At 48.2% G+C, this 11,941-nt stretch carries 10 protein-coding genes; 4 read left to right on the forward strand and 6 right to left on the reverse strand.

Annotated elements, in window-relative coordinates:
• Nucleotides 1–296: 296 nt before the first annotated feature.
• The 3 genes from V3C10_16820 to gltS form a co-directional block, all read right to left on the reverse strand.
• Nucleotides 297–1,157 (reverse strand): bifunctional 5,10-methylenetetrahydrofolate dehydrogenase/5,10-methenyltetrahydrofolate cyclohydrolase, encoded by an 861-nt coding sequence (locus V3C10_16820; GenBank protein WVP60965.1) that lies wholly within the window; start codon nucleotides 1,155–1,157, stop codon nucleotides 297–299.
• Between the two features lie 122 nt (nucleotides 1,158–1,279).
• A complete protein-coding gene (gene murI, locus V3C10_16825) occupies nucleotides 1,280–2,098 on the reverse strand; it encodes a glutamate racemase (GenBank protein ID WVP60966.1) in 819 nt (272 codons plus the stop codon).
• Nucleotides 2,099–2,323: 225 nt separating this feature from the next.
• Nucleotides 2,324–3,523, reverse strand: a complete 1,200-nt coding sequence (gene gltS / locus V3C10_16830) for a sodium/glutamate symporter (protein ID WVP60967.1) — start codon at nucleotides 3,521–3,523, stop codon at nucleotides 2,324–2,326.
• Between the two features lie 487 nt (nucleotides 3,524–4,010).
• Here gltS and V3C10_16835 point away from each other — a divergent pair, with 487 nt between their 5' ends.
• The 3 genes from V3C10_16835 to gdhA all read left to right on the forward strand — a co-directional run bounded on the left by V3C10_16835 (nucleotide 4,011) and on the right by gdhA (nucleotide 7,258).
• Nucleotides 4,011–4,349, forward strand: coding sequence for a DUF3870 domain-containing protein (locus tag V3C10_16835; GenBank protein WVP60968.1), 339 nt, complete (start codon nucleotides 4,011–4,013; stop codon nucleotides 4,347–4,349).
• 190 nt (nucleotides 4,350–4,539) lie between these two features.
• A complete protein-coding gene (gene glyA, locus V3C10_16840) occupies nucleotides 4,540–5,868 on the forward strand; it encodes a serine hydroxymethyltransferase (protein WVP60969.1) in 1,329 nt (442 codons plus the stop codon).
• A 37-nt stretch (nucleotides 5,869–5,905) separates the two neighbouring features.
• Entirely contained in the window at nucleotides 5,906–7,258 is a 1,353-nt protein-coding gene (gdhA, locus tag V3C10_16845) for an NADP-specific glutamate dehydrogenase (protein WVP60970.1), read from the forward strand.
• Between the two features lie 128 nt (nucleotides 7,259–7,386).
• Here gdhA and V3C10_16850 read toward each other — a convergent pair whose 3' ends face one another.
• From V3C10_16850 to V3C10_16860, 3 genes are all read right to left on the reverse strand, one after another.
• Nucleotides 7,387–8,721 (reverse strand): acetyl-CoA hydrolase/transferase C-terminal domain-containing protein, encoded by a 1,335-nt coding sequence (locus V3C10_16850; protein ID WVP60971.1) that lies wholly within the window; start codon nucleotides 8,719–8,721, stop codon nucleotides 7,387–7,389.
• A 46-nt stretch (nucleotides 8,722–8,767) separates the two neighbouring features.
• Entirely contained in the window at nucleotides 8,768–9,997 is a 1,230-nt protein-coding gene (locus V3C10_16855) for an MFS transporter (protein WVP60972.1), read from the reverse strand.
• A 378-nt stretch (nucleotides 9,998–10,375) separates the two neighbouring features.
• Nucleotides 10,376–11,251 (reverse strand): LysR family transcriptional regulator, encoded by an 876-nt coding sequence (locus V3C10_16860; protein ID WVP60973.1) that lies wholly within the window; start codon nucleotides 11,249–11,251, stop codon nucleotides 10,376–10,378.
• A gap of 283 nt (nucleotides 11,252–11,534) precedes the next feature.
• Here V3C10_16860 and V3C10_16865 point away from each other — a divergent pair, with 283 nt between their 5' ends.
• Nucleotides 11,535–11,858 carry a DUF3870 domain-containing protein gene (locus V3C10_16865; protein WVP60974.1) on the forward strand — a complete coding sequence of 108 codons (324 nt, stop codon included), beginning with the start codon at nucleotides 11,535–11,537 and terminating at the stop codon, nucleotides 11,856–11,858.
• Nucleotides 11,859–11,941 lie beyond the last annotated feature (83 nt).

The raw sequence follows: 11,941 nt of genomic DNA on the forward strand, positions 1-11,941 counted from the left end.
CGCCTTTAAAAAGAGTAAGGTTAATTAAGCGTCCATAGACACTTTGATACCTTACTCTTATCTTCACAAACTCTTTTCGACATAAATTCTTATTTTCATAACCCCTATCTGTCCCGGCGTGCGTGCCCCAGCCACATGGCGATTCCGCGGATACGCCGCCCAGGATATTGCCGGTGGTGACGGCGGCTGCAAAGTTTTTTACAACTTCCGGAGCTGTGGCTGCGCTCTAAGTAATTGCGCTCCGGGCGACTGCCTTTTTCAGCGCTTTGCGCAGCTCTGTGTAGTTCTGTATAATCTCAGTTTTTTGGAGCCCATGCAGCTTCCGCCGCCTCTATCGTATGCATTGCCAGCACGGAAGTTGTCACGGAGCCGACGCCTCCCGGCACGGGAGTTATTGCGTCCACAATTTCGGCGGCCGCGTCAAAATCAACATCACCGCACAGTTTTCCTTCTTTATTTACATTAATGCCTACATCGAGAACGGTCTGTCCCGGTTTCACCATATTCCTCTTGACAAGCCCCGCATGGCCTGCAGCGGATACGATGATATCGGCGTTGTCACAATAACGTTTGACGTCCCGTGTCTTAATATGGCAGAGTGAAACCGTGGCCTCTCTGGTCAGAAACATCAGGGCCAGCGGTCTGCCGACAACAAGGCTTGCCCCTATAACAACCACATTTTTCCCTTCCAGATCATAGCCATAATGTTCCAGGATTCTCATGCAGGCGTCTGCGGTACAGGGGGTATAGCCCGTCCTCGTCCCGGTAAAAACGCCCGACAGGGAACCATTGGTGATTCCGTCCACATCCTTGTCCGGGTCCAGCTTCGAACGTATCAGCGCATCGTCGAATCCTTCAGGGAACGGCCTGAATATCAGGCAGCCGTGGATGGAACCGTCCCGGTTTACCGCTTCTATTGAGGCAATCAGCTCCTCCTGTGAAGCCTCTCCGCCCAGATGGAACAGTTCCACCTCAATCCCGATTGTGGCGCATTTTTTCGCCGCGCTTTGTTCGTATTTGACGTCACTGACCCTTTCTCCCACCCGCACTATCGCCAATTTTGGCACTACGCCCCTGCTTTTTAAGTTTTCCGCCCTCATTCTGAGTTCTTCCGTCAATCTGGCGGCTACTTCCTTACCATCTAATATTTCAGCCATGGATCTACCTCCTGTTTTATAATCGTGATTATTCAAATGCCGTTTCACGTCGGCAAAGCTCGGAATGTTTATCCAAAAATGCACAGAAATACATCATGGAATCCTCCTCTGCAAACAAACACTTAGAATCTTTCTATATTAATTTCCGATGCATACGGCTGGATATTCTTCTGTAAAAACATATTTGCCACGGTGCCGAATCTTCCAACATCCCCGCTGCAGAAATACTTATCGCTTCCTTTGATGAGAGGAGCCGCTTTCTGGTTTTTTTCCGAGAGTCCCTTAAGCACCGCTTTAACGGATTCTCCTCCGGAATCAATCAGGGTTACGCCGCTGCCCATATAGTTCCGGATAGCTTCCTGGATCAGCGGGTAATGGGTGCAGCCGAGTATTACCACATCGACCTTCTCCTCCTTCAACCCCTTACAGTATTCTTCCACCACCGGGAGCAGCTTCGGATCGTCCGGATTGATATGGCCTCTCTCGATTAAGGGGACGAACTTTGGGCACTTCTGCTCAAATACCTTAACCCCGGGCAGAGTATCTTCGAGTTTCCTCCTGTAAATTCCGCTTTCCACCGTTGCCTGTGTTGCAATTACACCGATTTTTTTATTTCTGGTTGCTTCTGCGGCCGCAATTGCCGCCGATTCCACCACGCCGATAATCGGAATATCCTGATTTGCCGCCCTCAGCGCATCAATACAGTTTGCCGTTATGGTATTACATGCTATCAGAATTGTTTTCAGATTAAAGATACGAAGGAAATTCACGTCCTGCATCGACAGGCAGGTTATCTCATTTCTGCTTCTGTTCCCATAAGGAACGCGCGCTGTGTCCCCAAAATAAATAATACTCTCATTGGGCGCCGCCTGAAGCATGGCTTTTACGGCCGACAGCCCTCCCACTCCTGAATCAAAAATGCCAACCGGACGATTATCCATAATTCTGACCTCCTTAAAAATAATGGAACATGAACTTTGTGAGCCAATCACCGCCAGCCGCCGGTGAAATGATGAAATTTACTCAATTTAAAAGGGTAGAAATCAAAATATGATTTCTACCCTTTCAAATCAGCATAGCGCGAGTACATCGGCTACAAAAATAAAAGGTATTGATATAAGCGTACTTCATTAAACGTATTGCGGCAAAATGAATCATGACATAAATTACAGGAAGTTCATAAAGGCCGTAATCAGCAGTGAATTAATAATATCGGTGAAAAACCCTCCGCAGACCGGAATGATAAGATAGGCTTTCGCGGACGGACCGTATACCTGTGTCAGGGAATCCATATTGGCCATTGCATTCGGCGTGGCTCCCATTCCGAATCCGCAGTGTCCGGCCGACAGAACGGCCGCGTCGTAGTCCCTGCCACAGAGATTAAAGGTAATAAAGTATACAAACAATCCGGCCAGCACGGTTTGAACCAAAAGAATCACGATCATCGGCATCGCCAAATCGGCAAGCTGATACAGCTTCATTCCCATCATGGCAAGTGCCAGGAAGAAGTTAAGGGAGATAGAGCCGATCGTACTGATTTCCTGAACCGGGATTTTTACATTTCTGCTGTCACAGACATTTCTGATAATAATACCAACCAGCATGGCGCCCACATAAGAGGCCAGTGTAATATGCGCCCGCTCAAATACCATACTGATCAGAGTTCCGATTCCCGTCGCGGTAAATAACAGCGCAAGACCAAGAGTTCCCTTTCCAACATCAAGTTTTTCCGTGACGTCGGTATTTTTCTTTAACTCATCCATAGCCTCCTGCGCCACTTCGGAGGAACCGCGGCTTTTCAGCTCCATCTTCCTGATTCTACGGCTGGCCAGCGGATTTCCGATCACATTGCCTGCAATCAGGCCATAGGTTGCCGCTGCTACGGCCACCGTCAGCGCATTCTCAACCCCCATATTCTCCAGCAGCGGACCGAATGCGGAAGACGTTCCATGGCCGCCCGTCAGCGGGAGCGAACCAAGGGCCAGCCCCATAAGCGGATTCAGCCCGAACGCTTTGCAGAGCGCCGCGCCGCATACATTCTGGATGGTGATTAAGGCTGCAACCGCCGCCATAAAGATTACCAGGGTTTTCCCCCCCTTTTTCAGCATTCCAAAGCCGGCGGTAAAACCGACGCTTGTAAAGAACAGGTTCATAAATACACTCTGAAGCGTCGTATCAACCGTAAGATTCAAAATTCCGAATTCATAGAAAACCAGGCTTAATATGGCAAAAATAATTCCGCCGATGACAGGACTGGGAATACAATACCTCTGAAAAAATTTGACTCTTGATTTCAAAAAACTTCCAAGATAAAACACTGCAACCGCCAATGCCATTGACTGATAAAGATTTAAAGATAATTCCATATCTTTGTCCCCTCCCCTTCTCATTTCACTTAAGTTATAATGTGATATTCTTATATACAAAAAGGCCCAAAAGAACTGCATGCATCTTAAGATGTATGCTATTCTTTTGAGCCTTAAAAACATTCATATAGGGAGAGCATCCATTGCATCCGTATACGTGCATATAAGGTTTCAATTGTCTGAAGCCAATGTTCTGCGCAGAAGCATTTACTTTGAGATTAGTAAAGCATAGTTTTCAAAAGATGACAATAGAAATATTGAACAAAGTTGTCGCTTAATTTTTAGCTATTTTTATGATTGACTATTTTTTCAAGATCATTTATTCTGATGTCAGTCGAATATATTGGTTTTGGGATATCCTCTCAGAACTAAAATAAATTAGGCGAAAGAACTATCATTATGGAGTAGTTCTCTCGTCTTTTTGTTATTGGTAATGAAAAGTCCGCGAACCGTGCTTTTCGTTGTTTTAAAGAAATGGAGAACTTGTATGGTTAAAATTTTTCCGGAAGATTCAGTATTTATCACAGGCGTTGCCAAGGTATCAAAAGAAGATGCCATCAACGCCATGTACGGTGCATTTTCCCTCAGTATGGTAATTGATATTCATACGAACACGATTATCAATGCCAGCGCCAACATGGTTATGGAAGACACCAATCTCTTTCTACGAGAAATTCTCGTTGGGAAAAATATTGTCACCGACGTCGCCCTCATCAGCGAAATCATCAAAAAAAGATTCCTGGCGCTGGCCCAAAAGGCGGTCCTTGTCGCTCTGAGGGACGCGCAGAACCGTTATCTTATGGCGTATCCGGAAGCTAAGCTTTAGTGTTTTAACATCCATTATACGATCTTTTTTAAAGATTATTCGGCCACCCCCCGATTAATCATCTTAGGGAAGAACAAACCCGGCATTGCAACCAATGTCTGTTTGTTCTTCCTTTTTTATTTCACAGGAGTAGAATTGCCGGCAGGCGTTCGAAATAAACCATAAATTATCTATGAAAGGGGATTTTCTCATGTCCAACTCAACAAAACAGGATGCTGTCAAATTACTTGATGTCTTTGACCCTGAAATGTCCGGCCTTCTTCACCGCGAAGAAAAGCGCCAGTTTGAAACAATCGGTCTTATTGCTTCAGAAAACGTTGTTTCCCCACTTGCTTCCGCCCTGGAAGGTTCCGCATTTACAAACAAAAACACCGAAGGCTACCCGGGAAAACGGTTTGTAGGCGGCTGCCAGCTGGCAGACCAGGCCGAACTCCTTGCCATTGAACGTGTCAAGAAGGTCTTTGGCGCCGAACACGCCAATATCCAGTCGGGCAACGCTACCATTGCCAACATGGCGGTTCTCACCGGTTTATTAAAGAAAGGTGACACCTTCCTCGCCCTTGAACTCGACAATGGAGGCCATTTAAGCCACGGAGCCAAATTCCACTACAGCGGCCGTGAATTTAACGCCCTCCATTATGGCGTGAATAAGGAGACCGAGCGCATTGATATGGAGCAGGTCCGGCAGATGGCCCTTGAAAACAGGCCCAAACTCATTGTAACCGGCGCATCTTCTTATCCACGCGCCATCGATTATAAAGCATTCCGGGAAATCTGCGATGAGGCAGGCGCCTATTTCTGGGTAGACTGTGCCCATGACTGCGGCCTGATCGCCGGAGGCGCCATTCCAAGCCCGGTTCCCTACGCCGACGTTGTCACCATGTCCACCCAAAAAACACTGAGGGGTCCCCGCGGATGCGGCGTTATCCTCTGCCGTGAGGATCTGGGCCAGAAAATCGACCGCGGTGTATTTCCAAGACTTCAGGGCGGCCCAAAAGGCGACATGCTGGCCGCACGCGGAGTCCTCTTTCAGGAGCTGCTTCAACCGGAATTTAAAGAATATGCAAAACAGGTCTGCCTGAATGCAAAAGCACTTGCAAAAGGCTGTAAAGATGAGGGGATGCGCCTGATTACCGGAGGCACGGATACACATATGGTCATGCTGGATGTAACTCCCGTCATTGCCAACGGACAGGAGGCGGAGACTCTTCTCTGCAGTCTCGGCATAATCACCAATAAAAATATGATTCCCTATGACACACTTCCGCCCCGTCTTGGAAGCGGTCTCAGAATCGGCTCCCCTACCATGACCACAAGAGGCGCCAAGGAAGAGGAAATGTACAATATCGGCCGTATGCTGGGCCGGGGGCTTAAGAACAAGGACAATCCGGCCGTGCTCGATGAAATCAGGCAGGAAGTTTATAAAATCGCCACTTCCCATCCGATGTTCTCCAGCGAGTGGGTTTCACCGTTGATCCGGGAAGAATTTGAAAAAATGTACTGCCATCAGACCTATTAATTTTTCCAAAACAATCAATTTTAGAGGAGGTATTTCCATGAATGCATATATCAAAAAAGTTCTGAATGAGGTAAGAGAAAAAAATGCGAATGAGCCGGAGTTTGTCCAGACGGTTGAAGAGGTTCTCACTTCTTTAAGTCCTGTGATTGATGCGCATCCTGAATATGAGGATAACGCGCTCCTGGAAAGGATGGTCATCCCGGAAAGAGTCATCGAATTCCGTGTTCCCTGGGAGGATGACAACGGAAAAATCCATGTAAACACGGGCTACAGGGTACAGTTTAACGGAGCAATCGGACCGTACAAAGGCGGACTTCGTTTTTCACCGGAAGTCAATCTTTCGGTTGTGAAGTTTCTCGGATTTGAACAGACGTTTAAGGACAGCCTGACAACGCTACCAATGGGCGGCGCCAAGGGCGGCTGCGATTTTGATCCAAACGGAAAAAGTGACAGGGAAGTTATGCGGTTCTGCCAGGCCTTTATGACTGAATTATACCGCCATATCGGACCGGATGTGGACGTTCCCGCCGGAGATCTCGGCGTCGGCGCCCGCGAAGTCGGATACCTGTACGGCCAGTACCGTAAAATTGTCGGCGGATTTAAGAACGGCGTCCTTACCGGAAAGGGCAGATCCTTCGGCGGCTCCCTCATCCGCCCGGAGGCTACCGGTTACGGTTCCGTTTATTATGTGGAAGCGGTTATGAAGCATGAGAACGACACGCTGGCCGGTAAGACCGTTGCCCTGGCCGGATTCGGCAACGTGGCATGGGGCGCCGCCAAGAAGCTGGCCGAATTAGGCGCTAAAGCGGTTACACTCTCCGGACCGGACGGATATATTTACGATCCGGACGGCATTGTGACCGATGAAAAAATCAGTTACATGCTGGAAATGAGGGCGTCCGGACGCAACAAAGTCCAGGACTATGCGGATCAATTCGGCGTGCCGTTCTACCCCGGCGAGAAACCCTGGGGACAGAAGGTTGACATTATCATGCCCTGCGCTACCCAGAATGATATCGATCTGGAACAGGCGAAAAAAATTGTTTCAAACGGTGTTAAGTACTATATTGAAGTCGCCAATATGCCCACTACAAATGAAGCGCTTAAATTCCTGATGGCACAGCCGGGCATGGTGGTTGCTCCATCCAAAGCCGTCAATGCCGGGGGCGTGCTTGTATCCGGACTTGAAATGAGCCAGAACAGCGAAAGACTTTCGTGGACTGCCGAAGAAGTTGACTCAAAACTGCATCAGATCATGACCGAAATTCATGACGGCTCGGCCGACGCGGCGAAGCGGTACGGCCTCGGCTATAATCTGGTAGCGGGCGCCAACATTGTCGGCTTCCAAAAAGTTGCGGATGCGATGATGGCCCAGGGTATCGCATGGTAGCATTTATCCGTACCTCTTCCGGTTTCATATAAATGCAAAGCGCCCGGTGTCTGCTTAAAAACAGGTATCGGGCGCTCTTTTTAGTAAGTTGCAGTGAAAAGTCCGCGAAGCGTGCTTTTCGTTGTTATTTACCAAATTCCGTATTCTTTTGCTTTTTCCCTCAGCTCGTCGCGGAAATCGGGATGGGCGATGCTGATTAACGCCTCCGCCCTCTCGGCCACATTTTTTCCGCGCAGCCATGCGATTCCATACTCGGTAACAATATAATCCGTATCGTTCCTGGATGTGGTGACGACGGCCCCCTCGTGCAGGAATGGCACAATCTTGGAGCGCAGCGCTTCCCCGCCGTTCTCATCCTTAGCCTTGTATGTGGAATGCATTGCAATGATGGATTTTCCTCCCTTGGACATCTGGGAGCCCTGCACCGTCTCGGACTGGCCGCCGGTGCCCGACCACTGATCATGGCCCACCGTCTCGGAGGCGCACTGGCCGGTGAGATCCACCTCCAGGGTCGCATTGACTGAGACAAATCGGTTGTTAAGTCCGATCGTGTACGGGTCATTTGTAAATGTACATGATTTAAACAGTACGGCCGGATTATTATCAATATAATCATAAAGGCGCTTACTTCCCATCGTAAAGGAGCAGACCGAATATCCGTCTAAAAGACCTTTGCGGGAGTTATCCACCGCCCCGCACTCGATCAGGTCGACCATGGTCTCCGTAAACATTTCGGTGTGAATCCCCAAATGCTTTTTGCTCTTCAACTCGGCAGCAACGGCATTGGGAATATTGCCGATTCCCAGCTGAATTGTGGAACCGTCCTCTACCAGGGAGGCCACATATTTTCCAATCTCCGCGTCCACTTCCGTATACGGCGCAACCTTGCTCACCGGGATGGGACGGTCGGATTCCACGAGGGCGTCTGCCTCGGAAACATGGACCTGCGTGTCTCCGAAGGTACGTGGGAAATTAGGGTTCACCTCCAGAATTGTCAGCGCTCCGCTGTTGATTAAATCCCGCTCATAGATTGCGCTCACGGACAGCGACATATATCCGTGGCTGTCCATCGGAGAAACGGTCGCCAGGACTACCGGGCGGCGCTTCTCATATTCCAGACGGCTCAGCACTTTACGCAGAACCGAGGTGGAACTCTGTGGGATGGCGCTGACCAGTTTCTTTTTATGCGCATCTCGCAGTCCGGGGCTGAAAAACCATCCGTTATGGGACATTACCCCCTGCATTTCCGGATCCTTGAATGCATCATAATACTGTAATGGAAGACAGGTATTGATGGTAGTATTTTTAACTCCCGTCTCTTTCAGGTGCTGAAGATGGGACAGGATTGCCGCCGGCTCTCCCGCCGCCTGTGCGGAAAACATATAGTCTCCGTCTTTTATCAGTTCTAGGGCCTCGTCGGCTGTCATCACTTTTTCACGATAGATTTCTTCGAATGATTTCATTTTTACTCTCCTCTTCTATTTATAATATCCGCTGTCGGCGGTAACCTTAGCTGCATTTAAGTTTTGCATCGGATGTTTCCTTTGCGCCATCCTTTCCTGTTTCCGGCAGAAGGAAGGAACCCAGAAAAAATGTAACGCTCATAATCAATGCAAAGTTTAATCCCATTCCGTAACCAAACTGGTCGATAATAAAACCGATGATAAAATAGGCGGCGGTCTCAATAATGTAGGACAGCGCCCAGAAAAGTCCCATAATCGTTGTCAGTTTGGCCGGTGTCATTCCCGGAAGTTCCTGTGGAATCATCATCAGGGAGCTGACCGGCAGGAACATAAACAGCCCGATGAGAAGAGCCGCCACTGCCGACAAGGCTCCGCTGTCCGTCCTGAACATCAGAACGCCGAAGAGTGTCATGGCGAGGCCGGAGATGCGAATCACCGGAAGGCGTTTAAAATAGACTCTTCCCATTGCAATGGCAAGCAGGGAACCGATGATTCCTCCCACCGCCACGAGCGTGCTCAGTGCCTTGCTGCTGATTGCCGTTGTTCCCGAAATCGGGAAGATATTCAGCATGACGATGTAAAAAGTAAGCAGACCGGAGTAGGTAAACGGCAGAATCCAGTTAATTTTTTCTTTCAGGGCCTGGCCGATCGTATACGGCGCCTTTTTTGTCCCGGTCCCCTGGTTCAGTTCAAAGTCCTGGCCGATAACCGGCCATAAGACCCAAAGAATGGCGCTGACCACTGCAAAAAATCCCATGCTGTACTGCCAGGTTTTGAGCCAGGCAATCACCGGTCCTACAATTAACATGGCGACAATACCGCCGAAATTGTACGCCGCGCCATTCAGCGCATTGACCGTGAGACGTTTCCTGGACTCAAAATAATGAATCACCACGGGGCTGAAATATACCACATATAATGCTCCTCCGAATCCCATGATGAAACGCCCGAGAATGAACAGCCAGTATTGCGGGGCGAAAATTGCCAGTACGCTTCCCAGTACAATCAGCCCGGAACCAAGGCCGATGGCCTTTTTCGGATACAGCCTGCTTAAAATACCTGCCGCCATGAAATTTCCGATGATTTTTGCCAGCGTAATCGCGTTTGAAATAAAGGTTGCCGAAGCAAAAGTTTTCAGGTTAAAATGTTCCATAATCTGCGGTGTCAGCGTACTCCCCGCAATCCAGTTTACCGCAAAAAACGCATAGGTGAAAAACATTACGAATTCGATTATAACAGCTCTAGATGAAGAAGCTTTTGTTTGTTGATTCCCCATAATTCACAATTCCTTTCCTCTTTTCAAGTGAAACCCATTTACCGTAACTTTCTTATTCAGATTGAGTCCCTCTTATCAATAAATTCCAGCGCTGTTTTTGTTGATTGAATTTGAAACTTGCTCTGATCCGCATGGCCATTGCGGCTTTGTGGTTTGATTATAGCATGGTGTTTTTCAAATGAAAAATGGCCTTTTTTAATGGGGTATGAATTCAATTCATGCCCGCCGCAATACGCTCCTGACCGGAGGGCTTTTTATATCATAGGATCACTTTCCTATGATATAAAACAGAGTGCAGGACCAGTGCCATACTGCAATGGCATTGATCCTGCACTCTGCTGTTCTTTCCACCATATTCCGTCACTTTCGTCCCTTGTGTCATGTTCCGAAACACAGATCCAGAAAACACTGCATCGGAACCGTGATAAATTTATCCTTGCGGTAAATCAGCGAAAGAGTCCAGGGGAACTCGGGTTCTTTTAAATGAATCTGATGTACCCGCGTATTGTTAAATTTGTCCACCAGCGGTTTCGGCAGTATGCAGATCCCCTGATTATCGGCTACCATCTCAAACAGCAGTTCCCACTGGTAACTCTCAAACGTGACATCGGGTACAAATCCCGCCTCCCGGCATTTTTCCAATACAACGTCATGGAACATATAATCCGGTGTTACGAGCAGGAACTTCTCTCCCCGGAGGGCTGAAAATGAAACGCTGCGTTTTGCCGCAAGCGGATGCTTCCGGGAAACCAGAAGAACGGCCTCGGAGGTGTAGCTGGGCCGCTTGTAAAATTTGTCATCGGAAAACGGTTCTATCACAATTCCCATATCCAGTTTTCCGGCAGCCACCAGTTCATGGACTGCTTTTGATGTGATTTCCTCTATTTTAAGATCAATTCCCGGATACGTTTCTCGGAATTTATATAGAATCGAAAAGAAATAAATGGCTCCCGCCGTCGGCGGAATTCCCAGTTTCAGCGTGCCGTTTGCACTGTGAAGACGCTGAAACAGTTCCTGCGTCTGTGTATGATAAAAATCCAGTATCCTGACCGCATATTCGTAAAAAACATCGCCCTGCGCCGTCAACTGGAACTCCTTGGCTCCCCGGTTAATAAGCTCCATCTGAAACTCTTCCTCCAGAGCCCGGATTGCCTTACTGAGTGTCGACTGGCTTACAAAGAGTTTCTCTGCGGCTTTGGTGAAACTTCCCTGCCGGACAATTTCCACATAATAATTCAGCTGATTTAAAGTCATGACTTCCTGCCTCCCCATTTCCCCAACTTTAACAACGTCATTTTAACACATCATTCCGTTTCCCGCCAGACAAATTCCGTCCCACCTTTTCCATAACACCGGTATCCGGCGGGGAAAGACAGGATTCTGCCATAGCAATTCCCTGTTTCCGGCAGATAATCCAGAAACAGGATTTTTTGTATGGAAAAATTGCCGTGGTATTGATATAATCTCATGGTGGGAAAAGAATTGAAACCATAGGAAGACGGTACATTGAAGTAAGACCGGAAGGAGAATTAATACTATGTATAATAATGATACTCTGCTGATAGTAGGCCAGGCCAAACCGAGCCGGGAGGATGCCATCTATACCCTCCACGGAGAATTTTACATCAGCCTCGTAGTTGAAAAAGACTCGGGAAAGATCCTGGACATCGAATGCAATACCATCCTTGCCGTCACAAGGAATTTTGTAGCATCCATGTTTATCGGCAAAAGCATCAAAACGGATCTGGATGAACTGGAACGGACAATCAGGGAACGTTATTTTGCCCTGACCCAAAAACCGCTGATCGCCTGTATGAAAGACGCCCATAACCGGTATATGATGGTAACGGAAAAACAGTGAGCCCGGGGCGGAACAGGAAGAAATCTTAAAACCCCTGTTAAAATCAGAAATAATGTCCGGTTTGGCGCCGGAGTCCATATCAA

Source organism: [Clostridium] symbiosum (assembly GCA_036419695.1).
Classification (GTDB): Bacteria; Bacillota; Clostridia; order Lachnospirales; family Lachnospiraceae; genus Otoolea; species Otoolea symbiosa_A.

What these genes read in the sequence shown, in the direction of transcription:
- V3C10_16820 (WVP60965.1), bottom strand. Translation starts at nt 1,157, where the DNA reads ATGGCTGAAATATTAGATGGTAAGGAAGTAGCCGCCAGATTGACGGAA.
- murI (WVP60966.1), bottom strand. Translation starts at nt 2,098, where the DNA reads ATGGATAATCGTCCGGTTGGCATTTTTGATTCAGGAGTGGGAGGGCTG.
- gltS (WVP60967.1), bottom strand. Translation starts at nt 3,523, where the DNA reads ATGGAATTATCTTTAAATCTTTATCAGTCAATGGCATTGGCGGTTGCA.
- V3C10_16835 (WVP60968.1), top strand. Translation starts at nt 4,011, where the DNA reads ATGGTTAAAATTTTTCCGGAAGATTCAGTATTTATCACAGGCGTTGCC.
- glyA (WVP60969.1), top strand. Translation starts at nt 4,540, where the DNA reads ATGTCCAACTCAACAAAACAGGATGCTGTCAAATTACTTGATGTCTTT.
- gdhA (WVP60970.1), top strand. Translation starts at nt 5,906, where the DNA reads ATGAATGCATATATCAAAAAAGTTCTGAATGAGGTAAGAGAAAAAAAT.
- V3C10_16850 (WVP60971.1), bottom strand. Translation starts at nt 8,721, where the DNA reads ATGAAATCATTCGAAGAAATCTATCGTGAAAAAGTGATGACAGCCGAC.
- V3C10_16855 (WVP60972.1), bottom strand. Translation starts at nt 9,997, where the DNA reads ATGGGGAATCAACAAACAAAAGCTTCTTCATCTAGAGCTGTTATAATC.
- V3C10_16860 (WVP60973.1), bottom strand. Translation starts at nt 11,251, where the DNA reads ATGACTTTAAATCAGCTGAATTATTATGTGGAAATTGTCCGGCAGGGA.
- V3C10_16865 (WVP60974.1), top strand. Translation starts at nt 11,535, where the DNA reads ATGTATAATAATGATACTCTGCTGATAGTAGGCCAGGCCAAACCGAGC.